The 17,138-nt window shown below is 44.9% G+C and carries 14 protein-coding genes and 1 pseudogene; 8 read left to right on the top strand and 7 right to left on the bottom strand.

Features of this window, described 5'->3' with window-relative positions:
• The first annotated feature begins 15 nt into the window (after window positions 1-15).
• Window positions 16-1,461: a guanine deaminase gene (gene guaD, locus ACPEGP_RS03870; protein ID WP_423813994.1), complete on the top strand. Its 1,446-nt coding sequence runs from the start codon at window positions 16-18 to the stop codon at window positions 1,459-1,461.
• Between the two features lie 82 nt (window positions 1,462-1,543).
• On the opposite strand, the gene ACPEGP_RS03865 is transcribed toward guaD, so the two are convergent.
• On the bottom strand, window positions 1,544-2,716 hold the full coding sequence (locus ACPEGP_RS03865; RefSeq protein WP_423813993.1) for a JmjC domain-containing protein: 1,173 nt from the start codon (window positions 2,714-2,716) through the stop codon (window positions 1,544-1,546).
• A 152-nt stretch (window positions 2,717-2,868) separates the two neighbouring features.
• Between ACPEGP_RS03865 and ACPEGP_RS03860 the strand changes: the two genes are divergently transcribed.
• Window positions 2,869-3,060: an NF038104 family lipoprotein gene (locus ACPEGP_RS03860; protein WP_068408670.1), complete on the top strand. Its 192-nt coding sequence runs from the start codon at window positions 2,869-2,871 to the stop codon at window positions 3,058-3,060.
• 145 nt (window positions 3,061-3,205) lie between these two features.
• On the opposite strand, the gene purB is transcribed toward ACPEGP_RS03860, so the two are convergent.
• Window positions 3,206-4,597 (bottom strand): adenylosuccinate lyase, encoded by a 1,392-nt coding sequence (gene purB, locus ACPEGP_RS03855; protein ID WP_201591193.1) that lies wholly within the window; start codon window positions 4,595-4,597, stop codon window positions 3,206-3,208.
• A gap of 88 nt (window positions 4,598-4,685) precedes the next feature.
• Window positions 4,686-5,912 (bottom strand): tRNA 2-thiouridine(34) synthase MnmA, encoded by a 1,227-nt coding sequence (gene mnmA, locus ACPEGP_RS03850; protein ID WP_200662097.1) that lies wholly within the window; start codon window positions 5,910-5,912, stop codon window positions 4,686-4,688.
• Window positions 5,913-6,201: 289 nt separating this feature from the next.
• Here mnmA and ispF point away from each other — a divergent pair.
• The 6 genes and pseudogenes from ispF to ACPEGP_RS03820 form a co-directional block, all read left to right on the top strand.
• Window positions 6,202-6,678, top strand: a pseudogene (gene ispF / locus ACPEGP_RS03845) (2-C-methyl-D-erythritol 2,4-cyclodiphosphate synthase); the annotation flags it as partial.
• A gap of 217 nt (window positions 6,679-6,895) precedes the next feature.
• Entirely contained in the window at window positions 6,896-7,246 is a 351-nt protein-coding gene (grxD, locus tag ACPEGP_RS03840; protein WP_068408679.1) for a Grx4 family monothiol glutaredoxin, read from the top strand.
• 201 nt (window positions 7,247-7,447) lie between these two features.
• On the top strand, window positions 7,448-7,996 hold the full coding sequence (locus ACPEGP_RS03835; RefSeq protein WP_191690915.1) for a hypothetical protein: 549 nt from the start codon (window positions 7,448-7,450) through the stop codon (window positions 7,994-7,996).
• A 259-nt stretch (window positions 7,997-8,255) separates the two neighbouring features.
• Window positions 8,256-10,151, top strand: coding sequence for a tRNA uridine-5-carboxymethylaminomethyl(34) synthesis enzyme MnmG (mnmG, locus tag ACPEGP_RS03830; protein ID WP_288727117.1), 1,896 nt, complete (start codon window positions 8,256-8,258; stop codon window positions 10,149-10,151).
• A gap of 192 nt (window positions 10,152-10,343) precedes the next feature.
• On the top strand, window positions 10,344-10,547 hold the full coding sequence (locus ACPEGP_RS03825; RefSeq protein WP_191690910.1) for a ChaB family protein: 204 nt from the start codon (window positions 10,344-10,346) through the stop codon (window positions 10,545-10,547).
• A 223-nt stretch (window positions 10,548-10,770) separates the two neighbouring features.
• A complete protein-coding gene (locus ACPEGP_RS03820; protein WP_068408685.1) occupies window positions 10,771-11,730 on the top strand; it encodes an AEC family transporter in 960 nt (319 codons plus the stop codon).
• Window positions 11,731-11,849: 119 nt separating this feature from the next.
• On the opposite strand, the gene ACPEGP_RS03815 is transcribed toward ACPEGP_RS03820, so the two are convergent.
• The 4 genes from ACPEGP_RS03815 to ACPEGP_RS03800 form a co-directional block, all read right to left on the bottom strand.
• Window positions 11,850-12,002: a hypothetical protein gene (locus tag ACPEGP_RS03815; protein WP_190295496.1), complete on the bottom strand. Its 153-nt coding sequence runs from the start codon at window positions 12,000-12,002 to the stop codon at window positions 11,850-11,852.
• 48 nt (window positions 12,003-12,050) lie between these two features.
• Window positions 12,051-13,052 (bottom strand): LLM class flavin-dependent oxidoreductase, encoded by a 1,002-nt coding sequence (locus tag ACPEGP_RS03810; protein ID WP_423813992.1) that lies wholly within the window; start codon window positions 13,050-13,052, stop codon window positions 12,051-12,053.
• Window positions 13,053-13,337: 285 nt separating this feature from the next.
• On the bottom strand, window positions 13,338-15,896 hold the full coding sequence (locus tag ACPEGP_RS03805) for a membrane-bound PQQ-dependent dehydrogenase, glucose/quinate/shikimate family (RefSeq protein ID WP_423813991.1): 2,559 nt from the start codon (window positions 15,894-15,896) through the stop codon (window positions 13,338-13,340).
• Between the two features lie 202 nt (window positions 15,897-16,098).
• Entirely contained in the window at window positions 16,099-17,028 is a 930-nt protein-coding gene (locus tag ACPEGP_RS03800; RefSeq protein WP_423813990.1) for a LysR substrate-binding domain-containing protein, read from the bottom strand.
• Window positions 17,029-17,138: the final 110 nt, after the last annotated feature.

The raw sequence follows: 17,138 nt of genomic DNA, 5'->3' as shown, positions 1-17,138 counted from the left end.
AGGTGAGACGCCTTTATGACCATACATATTTATCAAGCACGACTGCTGCATTATCTAACCGAAGACAATCTGGCTAAGAGAGAAAAAAGCACCAACAGCAGTGATACAAGCACTAATGATACACATGCCAATGATGCCACACTACCAGTGGTTGATAAAAATGTCATATTGCGCCCTGTAATCGCAGGTATTAATGTTTATCCTGAGTATATTGCCGAAGGTGCTTTGGTCGTCGATGATGTGAGCGGTCGCGTGCTAGACTATGGCAGTAAAAATGTGATTATGGCGCGATATGCTAGTAGTAGCGCACAACAGAGCAAAGCGCCCGTACAGATTCACGATTATCAAGACAAGCTTATCATGCCAGGCTTTATTGACACTCATGTCCACTATCCGCAGATAGATATGATTGCCGCCTTTGGTGAGCAATTGCTTGATTGGCTCAACAATTACACCTTTGTCACCGAAGCCAATTTTAGTGACCCACAGGTTGCGCATGATACCTCAAAGTTCTTTTTAAACCAGCTGCTTGCCAATGGTACGACCAGCGCTTTGGTGTTTTCGACCAGTCATCCTGAGTCTGTTGAAGCGTTTTTTGAAGAAAGTACTCGCCTCAATACGCGTATGATTACCGGTAATGTACTGATGGATCAAAATGCGCCCAAGAATTTGTGTGTACCGACTGAGCAGGGCATCCGCGATTCGCAAAACATCATTGATAAATGGCACGAGCGAGGCCGTCAACATGTGGCGATTACGCCAAGATTTGCCATCACATCGACGCCAAAACAGTTGCAAATGACGGGTGAGTTATATCGCAGCTATGATAGTGTGTATCTGCAAACGCATCTGGCTGAAAACCTTGCTGAGATTGCCTTTGTGCGTGAACTTTATCCCAAACATACGGGCTATCTTGACGTTTATCATGATTTGGGATTACTGGGAAGGCGGACTACTTTAGCGCATGGTATTTATCTTGAAGCATCAGAGTATGAGGTACTGCGTGATACTGGGACGCAAATTGCCCATTGTCCAACGTCCAATTTATTTTTGGGTAGTGGTTTGTTTAATTTATCTAAGACTTTACGTTATACCGGCGTTAGTATCGCCACCGATGTAGGGGCAGGAACCAGTTTGTCGATGCTGACGACGTTATCGGAAGCTTATAAAGTGCAACAATTACAAAACAACCCATTATCCGCGCATCAAGGCTTGTATCAGATTACTTTAGGTAACGCGCAGTCGCTATTATTAGACGATAAAATCGGTAACTTTATGCCTGATAAAGAAGCGGATTTTGTAATAATAGACATGGGCGCGACAGAGTTACTTACGCACCGTATGAGGCAGACAAAATCACTCGATGAACAATTATTTGTGCTGATGATGCTTGGCGACGATAGAGTGATTGAAGAAACAGTCATTGCTGGCATGAGCCGTTATAAAAAAGGGGTGATATAAAATAAGCTGACAAATAGCCAGCTTATTTCAAGGTGAATTTTTCAACAACACTCATAATTATTGAGTGGTTATGGCTACCGTATCATTCGGGATATTGTAGCCACACCCAACCATTCTCTAACCATTCGCTTAAATCATCTGGGTCAATATTTTTAACATCTTGAGTTTGTAAATGCTTACCATTGGCCAAACGCATTAGCACAGCGGCCGCTTCCGCATCCAAACCATCAAGGCGCTGACCGTTGGCATATAGCGTCACGCCATCATTGGTTTGGCTATAAAGCAAACGATTGCTATAGTCGGCTTGTAGCGTTGCGCCATCTGATAGGGCCTGCATCAACTCATCAGTATCTAGCGTTTCTTCTGGCACTAGCGCATCATACTGGCGCTTACTGACAACTTCGGATACTGCTTGGCGGATGATATCGTTGCCGCGCTCAGATTGCAGCATTTGTAAGAGCTGGTCTTTAATCGCCTCGATACTGCTTGCTGTCAATTCACCCGACGCTTGTAGTGCTTGTGGCAGTATCATAGGGATAAATAAATCGCTGTCGTTGGTAGCAATATCAGCCAGACTGTCGATGATTTGCATCAAATTCGGACGACGACAACCAAAAGAGAAGGTTAGGCAATCATCTTGCGCGACGCCAAAGTGTGATAATTTCGGCGGCACATAAAGTACGTCGCCCGCTTCTAATATCTCATCAAAAATAATCTCGCCCATATCATCGAACAATCTAATCGGCTCATCGGCGACAAACTCAGTGTTTTTATCACAAAATTTGCCAAGCTGCCAACGACGCTGACCGTAGCCTTGCGCTAAAAACACATCGTAATCATCATAATGCTTGCCGACTGAGCCGCCTTTTGGCGCATAAGACACCATGATATCGTCGCGTTGCCACTGCGGGATAAAATCAAACGCTTGCCACAACTGTCCGAGCTCAGGCGACCATTGTTCAAGGTTTTGTACCAGTACCGTCCATTGTTCAGGCAAATTGTCAAAATCGCTTTCAGTTAAGGGACTTTTTTTAAGTTGCCATTGCGCTAGGCCGTCTTGCTTAGTAGCGGCTTGGGTGAGCAGGCGTGCAGCCGCGTCTTCTTCAATAGCAAGACCAAGCATATCGTCTGGCTCAAACATGTCAATTAGCTGCGGTAAGCCTTGCTTAATAAGGAGCGGTTTTTTTTGCCAATATTCACTTAAAAATTGCTCAGGCGTGATAGAGTCGGGCAAGCAAAGAGGAATTGTGGTCATTGATAAATCCATGTCTAAAAATGGGTATAAGAGAAATAACAAGAGATGCTTTATAGGAAAGTTTTAATAGTTTATGATTATCGCCTAGCTGATAGCGAGTATTACCGTATGAATAGTTGCTGTCAGAACACCTCATCAATCGTAGGAAGTTTATGAAAAAATTACATTTTATCGTTATTATCGCCAGCGTATTTTTATTACAAGCTTGTGTGCACAAGGTTGTGACCGTGCCAGCTAAAATCGCTTATAAAACCACCAAAGGCGTGGTCAAAGGCACAGTGGCGGTCGGTAAAGCCATCATACCGGGCGACAGTGATGACGATGATAAAAAAGATAAAAAATAAAACCTTACCCATTAACTAACTGTCTTTTAAGACAAGTAATAGTAGGTAAGGTTAATGTTTTTCTTAATATAAATGAATAGGCAGTCCTACTCATTTATATTTATTTCAAAATATGTCCGCTAGCTACTTCAAGCTTGATCAGAGATTAAATCTTAGCAATCCAGTCTTTAATCGTGCGAGCTTGCTCAGCGGCATTACCAGTATAAGTCGCAGGCGTCAGTTCACGTAGGCGCGCTTTATCGCTATCTGAAACCGCAGATAATTCATCGCTTTCTACGAAAGTCAGCATGGCCTCACGTGTCATAGCATTGCCACGGGTCAAGGCTTTGAGTTTTTCGTACGGGTTCTCAACACGGTAACGACGCATGACCGTTTGAATCGGCTCAGCCAATACTTCTTGCGCGTTATCTAAGTCGTCATTTAAACGCTGTGCATTCAATTCAAGTTTACCAACGCCTTTTAGGCACGCATCATAAGCAATCATACTTTGCGCTAAGCCAACACCGATATTGCGCAGTACAGTCGAGTCTGATAAATCGCGCTGCATACGTGAAATTGGTAGTTTTTCACCCAAATGTGCAAGCATCGCGTTCGCCACCCCCAAGTTACCTTCTGAGTTTTCAAAATCAATCGGATTGACTTTGTGCGGCATGGTAGAAGAGCCCACTTCACCATCTTTTAGGCGCTGCTTAAAATAGCCTAAGCTAATATATTGCCAAATATCACGGTTAAAATCGATCAAGATGGTATTAAAACGTTTGACCACATCGAACAATTCAGCGATATAGTCATGCGGCTCGATTTGGGTAGTGTAAGGGTTAAACGTTAGCGCTAGGTGCTGGTCAATAAACTGCTCAGCGTGTGCTTGCCAATCAACATCAGGATAGGCTGAGAAATGAGCATTATAGTTACCGACTGCGCCATTAATTTTGCCGAGTAGCTCAACTTGACCGATTTGTTTAATTTGGCGGGCTAAGCGATAAGCGACGTTTGCCATCTCTTTACCGAGCGTCGTTGGACTGGCCGTTTGACCGTGCGTGCGTGATAGCATTGGCTGGTCAGCATGAGTAATCGCCAAATCAACAATGCTATCGGTCACTTGCTGCATTTTTGCAACCACAATCTCGCGGCTGTCTTTTAGCATTAATGCGTATGACAAGTTGTTGATATCTTCACTGGTACAAGCGAAATGAATAAACTCCAAGCTGTCTTCTAACTGCTGATTACCACGGAATTTGTCTTTGATAAAGTATTCAACCGCTTTGACATCATGGTTGGTCGTCGCTTCGATATCTTTAATCGTTTGCGCGTCCGCTTCGCTAAAGTCGTCAACGATGCTGTTTAAAAAGGCATTGGTATCGGCATCAAACGCTGCCAACTCACCAATTGCGCTATTATCTGCCAATGACTGTAACCAGCGAATCTCGACGGTAACGCGAGCTTTAATCAGACCAAATTCAGATAGATAAGGACGCAAGCTGTCGGCTTTAGATGCGTAACGGCCATCGATTGGAGAGAGTGCGGTAAGTGGAGTCATAGTGATGCCTCAAATAGTTGTCAAAAGTAACAGGAGTAAAAGTGATAAAAATAAGCAAAAATGAAGAAAGGTTGAAAGTTATTTAAAATCAAAACCCACAAGGCGCATCGATAGCGGCAATCACACCGCCACCAAGACACACCTCATCGATATAAAATACCGCTGATTGACCAGGCGTAACGGCTCGTTGCGGCTCATCAAATACCACACGGACTTCACTGCCATCATCATTTAGCGCGTAAACACGGCAGGCCTGATCGGGCTGACGATAGCGAGATTTTGCCATACAGCGTAAGCCTTCCGTGCTAAAAATATCGGCAGGCGGCAAGCCTTCGACCCAGTCAAGCTTATAAGCTTGTAGCTCATTACTCATCAGCATCGGATGCTCATGACCTTGACCGACGATCAAACGGTTTTTAGCCAAATCTTTTGCTAGTACAAACCAAGGCTCTTCTGGACGGTCTTTGACGCCGCCGATACCGATGCCGCCGCGCTGACCTAAAGTATAATACATCAAGCCATCATGCTGACCTATCACATGACCGTCGTCGGTGACGATATCGCCTTTTTGTGCTGGCAAGTACTGTTGTAAAAAGTCTTTAAAACGGCGCTCACCAATGAAGCAAATACCAGTAGAATCTTTCTTTTTAGCCGTCGCCAAGTCATGTTCTTCAGCGATTTGACGCACGACTGGTTTTTCAAGCTCGCCTACCGGGAATAGCGTCTTAGCGATTTTATCGCCGCCGACCGCATGTAAGAAGTAGCTTTGGTCTTTATTATTATCTAGTCCACACAAGAGCTGGGCGACGGTTTCACCGTTGTTATTTTCATAGTTCACGCTGCGGCGCGTATAGTGACCAGTGGCAATATAATCAGCACCGAGGGTCAAAGCATAATCTAAGAACGCTTTAAATTTGATTTCTTTATTGCATAAAATATCTGGATTTGGCGTGCGTCCGGCTTTGTACTCTGCTAAGAAATGCTCAAACACGCGATCCCAATATTCCATCGCAAAATTAGCGGTGTGCAGCTTGATACCGATTTTGTCACATACCGCTTGCGCATCTGCTAGGTCGTCCATCGCCGTACAGTATTCGGTGCCGTCATCTTCTTCCCAGTTCTTCATAAACAGACCTTCCACTTTAAAGCCTGCTTGCTGGAGCAAAACGGCAGATACGGAAGAGTCGACGCCGCCTGACATACCAACGATGACGTGCTTGCTGCTAGGATTGTCAATATTGGCAAGCGTCAAAGGACGATGGATGCTAAAAGCGTCTGAAACGGGTAGACTTGAGGTGTTTGGCGTGGCTGACATAGAATTGCTCAACAATTTATACCTTACCCAAAGTATAAAATGCCCCTATTCATCGATAAAAAGACTAAGAGTGATAGACTTAGTCAGCGGATAAGGTCATCTCATTTTTTGGACGGGGTATTTTGGACTGGGTATTGTGATAAAATAAGCGTCATATTATAACAGTTAATCGTAAGCGGTGGCGAGCTATGCACGCTCATGTTGTCTAAAAGCGCTTTAGAAATTTAGATAGCGGTTCTAAATTATTTTAATCACTCTTCATTCACTTAGTAATTCACTTGGAATAATAATGATAAAAATTGGTCAAGGTATCGATGTCCATGCGTTTCATAATACGGGCGAGCAGCAGCAATATGTGATATTAGCAGGCGTGCCGATAGAGCATACCCATAGTTTGCTGGCACATTCTGATGGCGATGTGGTGCTCCATGCGCTTGCTGACGCACTGCTTGGTGCATTGGCACTTGGGGATATTGGGCAACATTTCCCAGATACCGATGCCGCGCACGCCGGTTTGGATTCGCGCGTCCTACTCCGTTATGTGTATGGTAAAGTCCAAGCTGCCGGTTATACTTTAGGCAATGCTGATATTACTGTGATGTGTGAGCGCCCAAAATTGGCACCCTATAATTTGGCGATGCGCGAAAATATCGCCAGTGACTTGCAAACAGCTGTGAGTAATGTCAGCATTAAAGCCACAACGACTGAAAAATTGGGCTTTACCGGTCGCCAAGAGGGCATTATGGCCAATGCCGTGGTATTATTGGTACCAAATATGATGATGTCTGACGACAATATGGCTAGCAATACTATTTCTGATGTTAACGTTTCAGATGCTAATATGCCTAATGTTTAATCCCTAATGGCTTAGTAGTCAGTCATGATGGTTGCAATAAACGGCAATCGCCCCATGTAGCAGCCACAGGCCAAATTTAGCGTGACCTATCTTTTTTTGATAATAGTTTTAATAAATAGGAGCTTTTATGAGTGAGCAAACCCCAAATACTGCTGCAAACGATGTTGAACAGCTGATTCGTGATCAAATCAAAGACAATAAAGTCATCCTTTATATGAAAGGCACACCGCAGTTTCCACAGTGTGGTTTTTCTGCCAAGTCGATTGAGGTTTTGACCCAAATTGGCCGCCCGTTTGCTTATGTTAATATTCTAGAAAACCCAGAAATTCGTGCTACGTTACCGAAGATTGCTAATTGGCCAACGTTCCCGCAATTATGGATTGACGGTGAATTGATGGGCGGTTCAGACATCATTTTGCAAATGTACCAATCAGGCGAGCTAAAACCTTTGGTTGAAGCCAATAGCCCAGCTGCTTAATGGTTAAGCGTTTTTATTGGGCAGTTGATAAGCCTCAATAAATCATTTAGAAATTGCAGCAAAGTAAACCTGAATAGCCATTTCTCTTCATGAAGAAAGGCTATTCGGGTTTTTTATTGTCTATGCAATTTATTGTTTTTATCGCTTTTAGCCCCATATAGTGTCCAAGATAAATATATTTTGCCTAAAAGCGAGAGTTATATGAATAATCACTTAGCAAACACCGAATTACCAAATACAGAATTAACGGAGCAGCAGGAGGCGGCTGAACAAGCGGCTATCGAAAAACGCCGCGAGTATTTAAAAAACGAATCAACCCGTTTAATAGATATGGCGGGCAATGAGCCAAATTCTGCTCTTAAATGTATCCATCAGCTTAGCGTAGCAGGCGGCGCAACCGAAGCGACTTATATTGCCATTGAGCAGCGTATCGTCGCGGATCAAGATGCAGCTGGTGCTTATCATTTGGCATTATTGGCACAAAACACCCCTGATTTACCCATCGATGCGCGGCAACTTATTGAGATGGTTGTGCTAAAGGGTGATAACGCTCAGCGTTTGGCCTTGCTAAAAAACTTGCCATTGCCGCCAGTTGAGATGATTAAAGAGCAAATCTTGGCGACCAATGACGGCGACGCTATTGGGCAGATGAATGCCTATTTGCAGATTAACCCAGAAGCTTACGGCAGCCACCATATGCTGGCCAGTGGGCAGGCTGACCGCATTGTACCACTCAGTCCTGGTAAATAAATCCATTCGAGGTTTATCAAGCTTTTATTGATGCACCTTTATGATTAATGGCAATAGCAGTTAATTTAAATAGTTTTTCGTATAACGTTTTTTAAGCGGTAAAAAATTGTTATAATTACCGGCTATTTTACCTATCTTTAATGGCTCATCTGAGTCGTTATCTCTTTTTTAAATTCGACTGACGCTTATTGACCAGCAGCCATGCTATGCAGCGATAGCCTCTGGCTCACGGTTGCGTCGAGAGTCAAGTGAGGCATACATGCAATACCCAAAAAATTACGACGTGGTAGTGATCGGCGGCGGTCATGCTGGCACAGAAGCAGCTTTGGCGGCCGCACGTATGGGTGCGCAAACGTTACTCTTGACGCATAACATTGAAACGCTAGGGCAGATGAGCTGTAACCCTGCGATTGGTGGTATTGGTAAGTCGCATTTGGTACGTGAGATTGATGCGCTTGGCGGTGCGATGGCACTGGCGACTGACAAATCTGGTATCCAGTTTCGAGTGCTTAATAGTCGTAAAGGTGCTGCCGTGCGTGCCACGCGTGCGCAAGCGGATCGCATTCTTTATAAAGCCGCCATTCGTCATACGTTAGAAAATCAGCCAAATCTTGATATATTCCAACAAGCAGCAGATGATATCTTAGTCGAAAATGGTCGCGCGACCGCTGTTGTGACGGCAACGGGGATTGTTTTTAACACCCAAACTGTGGTGCTGACTTCAGGAACGTTTTTAGGCGGTGTCATTCATATTGGTTTGGAAAATTCAAAAGGTGGACGCGCAGGCGATCAGCCTTCTATCAAGCTTGCAGATCGTTTACGCGAATTGAAATTACCGGTGGGTCGCCTAAAGACCGGTACACCAGCACGTATTGATGCGCGTAGCGTTGACTTTAGCGTGATGACAGTGCAGCCAGGCGATACACCGCTGCCGGTGATGAGCTATATGGGCGATGTGTCCATGCATCCTGAACAGGTCAATTGCTATATCACCCATACCAATGCGCGCACCCATGACATTATCCGTGAAAACCTAGACCGCTCACCGATGTTCTCAGGCAAAATCGAAGGCGTTGGGCCGCGTTATTGTCCATCAATTGAAGACAAGATTCACCGTTTTGCCGATAAAGACAGCCATCAAATCTTTATTGAGCCAGAAGGTTTGACCACGCATGAGCTATATCCAAACGGTATCTCAACCAGCTTGCCGTTTGATGTGCAATTAGACTTTATCCATAGTATGAAGGGTCTAGAGAACGCACACATCACGCGTCCCGGCTATGCGATTGAGTATGATTATTTTGATCCGCAGAACCTAAAACCAACGCTTGAGACCAAGTCAATCGACCGCTTATACTTTGCCGGTCAAATCAATGGTACAACAGGCTACGAAGAGGCGGGCGTCCAAGGTTTATTAGCCGGCACTAATGCGGCATTGGTCACCTGTGAAAACAGTGAATTTGATATTTGGACGCCGCGCCGCGATGAAGCCTATCTTGGCGTACTGGTCGATGACTTGATTACGCATGGTACCACTGAGCCATATCGTATGTTTACCAGCCGCGCCGAATATCGTTTGCTACTGCGTGAAGACAATGCTGATCAGCGTTTGACTGAGACTGGTCGCAAGCTTGGTTTGGTAGATGATGTGCGCTGGCAGGCTTATCAAGAAAAAATGGAAGCCATTGCTACCGAAACCTCGCGTCTTAAAGACATTTGGGCAACTCCTGCTAATGCTTTAGGTCAGCAAGTCACGGCGCAGACAGGCGAGGTGCTGTCTAAAGAATCGACTGCGTATGATTTATTAAAACGTCCGCAAATACATTTTACTGATATCGCGGCGATTACTGGTTCAGAGGTTGATAGCCAAGTCGGTGAGCAGATTGAGATTTCTGTTAAATACGCCGGCTACATTGACCGTCAGCAAGAAGATATCGATCAGATGAAGCGTTTGGAAAATACTGCCTTGCCAATGGATTTTGATTATAGTGTGGTGTCGGGATTGTCCAATGAGATTGTGCAAAAGCTGGCGCAAATTCGTCCTGCCACGCTTGCCCAAGCGGGACGCATCAGCGGGGTCACGCCTGCCGCCATTCAGCTATTGGCGATGACCGTCAAGAAGCAGAAAAAAGCCCAAGCAGCGTTAAACTCATAATAATGGTTTAGCAAATCTTAAAGCTTTAAACTGTGTTTATAAAAGAAGCCCGTAATGACAAAGCGTTACGGGCTTCTTTATGGCAAATACCTTAACAATTTCAAAACAGTTTCCTGATTTAAAACTTGATAATTTAAGACGTGCTCGTTTAAGAGTAGGATAAAAGAAAAATAATTAGCAAGGAGTAATGATATGCCTTACGATAAATTATCTGAACTGCCCGATTCGGTAAAAGGTAATCTGCCTAAGCACGCGCAAGAAATCTTTTTGGCCGCATTCAATAGCGCCAGTAAACAATATGACGATGAATCACGCTGGTTTGCTACCGCATGGGCCGCTGTCGAAAACAGTTATGAGAAAAACTCGGACGGCAAGTGGGTGAAAAAGTCTGATTAGGGCGTGTTTTCATTTTAAAATTTTAACCATTTTTAGCCCATTTAGATATATATTGATTGAATTGAGAACACGCCCTCGTATTCAAATCAGCAATAGCGGCGTTATATACACTATAATAAAATAGCTTTCCGTTATCCAAGCTAACCCATTTTAAAATACCTACTCACCATTGCTGTTTATTTAACAATATAGCTTTGGATATATTCATAACCTGAGCTTATTTATGACCGCTGCTATTATTTTTGCTATCACTATTGTATTGCCCAACCTTGTTTTGATGGGGTTGGGTTTTTTTATGCAAAGGCGCGGCGAGGCAAGCCAAGCTTTTATCGATCAAGCATCCAGCTTTGTCTTTAATTACTGCTTGCCGTGCTTACTGTTTTTTAGCGTGGTTGATAGTGAGGTCGATTATGCCAAACAAATGACTTTAATCATTGCTGGTATTGTCGTGACCTTTATTTTGTTTATAGGCGCAGAAATTTATGCCAAGGCTTTTGTCGATAAGCCTGCCGACCAAGGGGTGTTTGTACAAGGTATCTTTCGCAGTAATATGGCGATTATCGGTCTGGCAACCGTCGCTAATGCCTACGGCGAGCAGGGTTTAAGTATTGGTGCCGTCTATATGGGGGTGGTGACGATATTATTTAATATCTTAGCGGTCATTACCTTAAGCCGGGTGTCTAAAAGCGCGGACGATACGTGGATCAGTCGCAGCATAATGATTGTCAAAAAACTGTTTACCAATCCGTTAATTATCGCCTTGGTCGCAGCTTTTGCTTATAAAGCCCTGCCGTTACCGCCTATTAGCGGCGTCATTCATACCACTGGCGATTTACTAGCTGCGGTGGCATTGCCGTTGGCACTGATTTGCGCGGGTGCAAGTATCGATTTAAAGTCGATGTTGCATCCGTCAGGTTTATCCATGCAAGCCAGTATTGGACGTATTGTGATTGCGCCTATAATCGCTATTGCAGTCGGATTGGGTTTTGGCTTATCAGGCGTGCATATGGGCGTGCTGTTTTTGATGGTGGCGTCACCGACAGCGGCGGCCAGTTATGTGATGGCGAAAGCCATGGGCGGTAATGATATATTGGCGGCCAATATTTTAGCATTTACCACCGTGGTGGCAATGTTTGGTATGGCGATTGGTGCGGCGATATTACGCGGATTAGGGTGGATATAGCATCGATAATAATGTTAGGTATATGAGAAATGCTTTCGCTTTTAATAAAAATAAAAACAGTCGTTATAAAAAAGTCCCCTTTTTAAATTAGAAAAGGGGACTTTTAAGATTTATTGTCGTTATCTCACATTGTCTTTATCATGATTATTCACGCGGCGATGTTTGCGTTTAGGGCTAACACGATACGTCAAATAACCGCCAATAATCAAGACCACAATAAAAGCGACGATGTATAAAAATATTGATGAGCCGATAAAGGCAGAAGGTTCCATGACCATAATCTCCTTAAGGTTTATCAATAATTATGCAAGCGGCGCGGGTTATTGTAAAGTAAACAAGTTTAACTCAGATGTAAGTTCCAGTGAACGCAGACGTGCTGCCTGGTCATAAACATTGGCGGTGACAATTAGCTCATCTGGTTGATACTTTGCGATAAATTCTGCCAGTTTTGGTTTGACCGTTTCGACAGAACCAACAAATGACACCGATAAAGCGTTGTCTACCATCATTTTTTCCGCCGGGCTCCAGATGCTGTCCATATCATGAGTTGGCATTGGCATTTGTCCACGCTCACCGCGGCGCAAGCGGACAAAGCTTTGCTGCGCTGAGGTAAAGTGATAACGCGCCGTTGCGTCGTCGTCAGCCAGTAGCAGGTTAGCCGCCAGCATTACATAAGGCTTATCTAGATGCGCTGATGGTTTAAACTGTTCGCGATAAGCATTAATTGCTTGTGTCATCATCTGTGGCGCAAAATGCGAGGCAAACACATAGGGTAGGCCTAAATGCGCTGCTAGAGTGGCGCCAAAAAGAGACGAGCCCAGTATCCAAATAGGAATATTAGATTTCGCCCCTGGGAATGATTGCACAGGACTGTCATCGGTGCCATCACCTAAGAAATACATGAGCTCTTGGACGTCTTGCGGAAAACGATCGGCATCTTGCATTTGACGACGCAGCGCCTGAAATGTTGCACCATCGGTACCTGGCGCGCGGCCTAAACCTAAATCGATACGGTCACCGTATAACGCCTGCAAGGTACCAAACTGCTCAGCAATGATAAGCGGTGCATGGTTGGGCAGCATGACGCCACCAGCCCCGATGCGTATGCGCTTGGTTTGGCTACCGATGTGCGATAACAGCACCGACGTCGCCGCACTAGCGATACCTGGCATATTATGATGCTCTGCCATCCAGTAACGGTTTAAGCCAGACTTCTCTGCTTGCTGCGCGGTTTGTACCGTTTGAGCAATACCTTCAGAGATGGTATGGCCTTCAGGTACTGGTGCGAGATCTAAAAAAGATAAAGGGATTTTGTTACTCATAAATTATCCAGTAGAGTGATTAATTATTTTCTCTTGATATGCTTGTCACCATTACCGATTTCAAGCCGTGTTACAGAGTAGCAATAAATCATAACAAAGACAGATTATCGATGATTTAGGCACTTGGTGAGCAACAGCATCCGTTGATAAATAAGTCTATCATCATAAAAAGAATCGTATAATAAAAAGCGTCAGCACATAAAAAAGCAGGTAACCGAAGTTACCTGCTTTCTCAAAATGACGTTATTTAACTGAGTGGTTATTGCAGTCGATCACTTAGACCGATTATTTAGCTTGGTCGCCAAGCTTATAAGCGACCACATAATCACCAATCTTCGTACCTACTGAACCATGTCCACCAGCTACCAATACCACCATTTGCTCACCTTTAGAGTTCAAATAAGTCATAGGCGTGGCTTGTCCGCCTGCTGGAATACGTACATTCCATAGGACATCGCCATTCTTTAGATCATAAGCTCGGAAGTTGTTTTCGGTTGCTGCTGACAAGAATGCGACGCCACCTTTAGTGATGATAGGTCCGCCGATACCAGGCACCCCCAATTCAAACTTGATTGGAATAGGAGATAAGTCCTGTACAGTACCGTTTTTGCGCTGATAAGCAATCTCACCTGTGGCCAGATCAGCACCTGCGATCGTACCCCATGGTGGCTGCTGACAAGGTACACCAAGTGGTGATAAGAATGGTCCCATTTCTACCGCATAGTCTGCGCCTTCATTGGCATTCACACCTTGTTCACCTTTATTGGTCTCAACATCGCCAAGTGTGTCTTTAGGGATGAGTTTTGAGGTAAAGGCAAGGTAAGTTGGCATGCCGAACATCACGCCATTTTCAGGATCGACAGCGAGACCGCCCCAGTTAAAGGTACCAAAGTTACCAGGATAGACTAAAGTACCGTTGGTTGATGGCGGCGTATAGCGGCCGTCGTAGTTGAGTTTGTTGAACTCAATACGGCACATCATCTGATCGATGAGACTTGCGCCCCACATGTCTTTTTCTTTCAACATCGGCGGCTCAAAGCTCAAACCAGAATAAGGTTGCGTCGGAGCAGCATGTTCACCAGCAATGAGGTAGCCTTGCGGTGCATCACGCTCTTTGATAGGTACAATAGGCTCGCCTGTTGCACGGTTCAAGACATAAACATCACCTTGTTTAGTCGGTACCACCAATGCAGGCTGGACACCATCAGCGGTATCTAAGTCAAGCAGTGTTGGCTGCGCAGGCGTGTCCATATCCCAAAGGTCATGATGGACAAACTGCTGTACCCAGCGCGCTTCACCAGTTTTCAGATCTAGTGCGACCACAGAGGTTGCATACTTTTCTTCAGCAGCATTACGATAGCTACCGAGCTGATCGGGCGTGCGATTGCCCATTGGGAAGTAGGCCAAACCAAGCTCTTCATCAGCACTGGCAGTCGACCATGAGTTTGGCGAGCTGGTGCGATAGACTTGAGTTGGATCATTGACATCAAAAGGGGCTGTGTTGTCAGGATCACCTGAATCCCAGTTCCACATAAGCTCGCCAGTATTCACGTCATAAGCACGGATCACACCAGAGGGTGAGTTTACATCGTAGTTGTCGTTAACAGCACCAGCGACAATAATAACGCCACCTGCAACCACTGGGGCAGATGTTGAGTAGTAGTAGCCTGCTTGCTGGAACGGCATGTTGTGCATCAAATCTAATGCGCCATCTTCACCAAAGTCTTGACAGCGTTGTCCTGTTTTTGGATCGAGGGCATATAGCTTGGCATCAGAGGTTGGGATAAAGATCTTGGCATCGCATTGCTTGGAAGGATTTTCAAAGGTATTTCCAGCAATTTTTTGCACCAATGTATCGCCAGTCGCAGCCGGTTTATTAGCCGCTACTACGTTATTATCAGCGGTGTCACTGACGGCGCTATCGCTAGCTGTCTCGGTACTAGCATTAGCTGCTGGCGTAGTGCTTTTTGTACCAGCTTGACCAGCGTAATAAGAGACACCGCGGCAAGTTTGATGCTGACGTTGGAGGTTTTCGCCAACCTTAGGATCGAACTTCCATAGAGTCTCACCAGAGTCGGCATCTAATGCTAGCACCCAGTTATGCGGCGTACACATATAAAGAGCGTTGCCGATCTTTAGTGGGGTTGCTTGATAAGTGGTTTCGCCAACATCATTAGGACCTTTGACATCACCGGTTTGGATTTGCCACGCTAGCTCCAAATCTTTGACATTCTCTGTGTTGATTTGAGTCAAAGGAGAGTAGCGTTGGCCATAGTTAGTACGGCCATAGGCGCTCCACTCACCATCTGGTGTTTGCTCACCAGTGGATAATGGGTCGCCAAGGTTGGTAGAAGTGGCATTTTGACCGCCGTCATCTTTGGCAGTTAAATCGAGCTCGCCCAATTTGTCGGTGGCATTATTGGCCATACTACCAAAAGAGAGCAGTGCGCCCACAACCACACTGGCCATTAGTCCCCAATAATAAAGAGGACTTTTCTTAGTGTTGTTTGTGGTTGTTACTTGAGCGTGTTTCCCGTGCATCTTCTTAGAGACCCACGGTAAAAGCATTAATAAACCAAATATTAGTGGGAAACCCAAGCGAGTTGCCAGCGCCCACCAATAAAATCCAGATTCCCAAAGCGACCATACTAGTGTCACAACGATAAATATCGCGTACACCCCGTAAGCGCTCCAATGTTTTTTGAACAATAAAAATGCTGTCGTTAACATCATAACGCCAGCAAAAAGATAGTAAGGACTACCGCCTAAAGAGAGCAGATAAGCGCCGCCAATAAGCAAAGGGGCGGCAAAAACTGCCATAATGATCGCTACGAGTTTTTCCATGAGCGGTATCACCTGTTACATAGAAGCAAATGGACATGCAGTGATCGACACCCAGTACAAATCAATGTCTAGGCGTCCAGCAATACATGCAGAAATAAAAAAGAAATCAAACGTTAAATAACGTTTGAGACTGTATTTTATCACTTATGCATAAGCTCGGTAAAGGAGGCGTAAGGTAGGACAGCCGCTTTAACCGCTTTGTTTAGTTGTCAAATTGCTTTTGGCATAGTTCCATAAAGGCGCGTCCGTATTGACGGATTTCTGCATCATCACGTACCGCCATCCAACTGGTAAAACGTCCAAAATGATCGACAGGAATGGCGGTTAAATTATGATAATGGCTTGGCTCAAATGCCATTTCAGCGATAATACCAATGCCCAATCCTAATCCAACATAAGTGCTAATCACGTCGGCATCAAGAGCTGCGAGTACAATATCAGGCTCAAGTCCTGCGTCGCTAAAGGTTTTGTCAATCGCGCCGCGTCCCGTAAAGCCGCCGTGATAAGTGACAATCGGGTAGCTGGCAAGGGTTGGCAAATCAATCGATTCTAAACCCGCCAGCTCATGGTCGCTCGGTACAATAACCCGATGCGTCCAGTCGTAATAACGGTAGCAGCGTAGATAATCATTGTGCAACAAGGATTCGGTCGCAATGCCAATATCTGCCTGCCCACGAATAACCATCTGCGCGATGGTTTCGGGATCTGCTTGTTGCAGGATTAAATTGACCTTGGGAAAACGATCTTTAAATTCTTTGACCACTCTTGGCAATACATAACGCGCTTGCGTATGGGTGGTCGCAATGGTCAGTGTGCCAATATTGGGGTTATTAAAATCCAAACTGAGGTTTTCAATGGTCCGGATTTCAGCAAAGATAGATTCGATATGCGGCATCAGCGCTGTACCCATGGTCGTCAGTCCTGTTAGACGTTTGCCTTGGCGCACGAACACTTCGGTTTTGAGCTGGTTCTCAAGTGCCGCGATATGCTTTGATAGACTCGATTGACTGGTATGCAGCACGGTGGCCGCTTGACTTAAATTATAGCCATTGATTACCGTATGCCACACTGTTTCCAACTGTTTGAGCTGGATTTGTAGATGCCGCTGATTGACCACTACGTCGATTGCCATCATTTAACCCTATGTATAAATATACAAACCTCGTCTGTATATAAAAGTAAAAAATTACAAGTATTCAATAAGTCGCTAGTGTAAATCAAAGTTATTATTCTCGTATATAA

This window comes from Psychrobacter sp. 219-2-C, assembly GCF_049560815.1.
Classification (GTDB): domain Bacteria; phylum Pseudomonadota; class Gammaproteobacteria; order Pseudomonadales; family Moraxellaceae; genus Psychrobacter; species Psychrobacter faecalis.
Note: the sequence above shows the minus strand (reverse complement) of the source record. Positions and strands in the feature narration are given on the sequence as shown.

Coding starts and splice junctions, on each gene's coding strand:
- mnmG (WP_288727117.1), top strand. CDS start 8,256: ATGCAATACCCAAAAAATTACGACGTGGTAGTGATCGGCGGCGGTCAT.
- grxD (WP_068408679.1), top strand. CDS start 6,896: ATGAGTGAGCAAACCCCAAATACTGCTGCAAACGATGTTGAACAGCTG.
- ACPEGP_RS03865 (WP_423813993.1), bottom strand. CDS start 2,716: ATGACCACAATTCCTCTTTGCTTGCCCGACTCTATCACGCCTGAGCAA.
- ACPEGP_RS03810 (WP_423813992.1), bottom strand. CDS start 13,052: ATGAGTAACAAAATCCCTTTATCTTTTTTAGATCTCGCACCAGTACCT.
- mnmA (WP_200662097.1), bottom strand. CDS start 5,912: ATGTCAGCCACGCCAAACACCTCAAGTCTACCCGTTTCAGACGCTTTT.
- ACPEGP_RS03825 (WP_191690910.1), top strand. CDS start 10,344: ATGCCTTACGATAAATTATCTGAACTGCCCGATTCGGTAAAAGGTAAT.
- ACPEGP_RS03835 (WP_191690915.1), top strand. CDS start 7,448: ATGAATAATCACTTAGCAAACACCGAATTACCAAATACAGAATTAACG.
- purB (WP_201591193.1), bottom strand. CDS start 4,597: ATGACTCCACTTACCGCACTCTCTCCAATCGATGGCCGTTACGCATCT.
- ACPEGP_RS03820 (WP_068408685.1), top strand. CDS start 10,771: ATGACCGCTGCTATTATTTTTGCTATCACTATTGTATTGCCCAACCTT.
- ACPEGP_RS03800 (WP_423813990.1), bottom strand. CDS start 17,028: ATGGCAATCGACGTAGTGGTCAATCAGCGGCATCTACAAATCCAGCTC.
- ACPEGP_RS03805 (WP_423813991.1), bottom strand. CDS start 15,896: ATGGAAAAACTCGTAGCGATCATTATGGCAGTTTTTGCCGCCCCTTTG.
- ACPEGP_RS03860 (WP_068408670.1), top strand. CDS start 2,869: ATGAAAAAATTACATTTTATCGTTATTATCGCCAGCGTATTTTTATTA.
- guaD (WP_423813994.1), top strand. CDS start 16: ATGACCATACATATTTATCAAGCACGACTGCTGCATTATCTAACCGAA.
- ACPEGP_RS03815 (WP_190295496.1), bottom strand. CDS start 12,002: ATGGAACCTTCTGCCTTTATCGGCTCATCAATATTTTTATACATCGTC.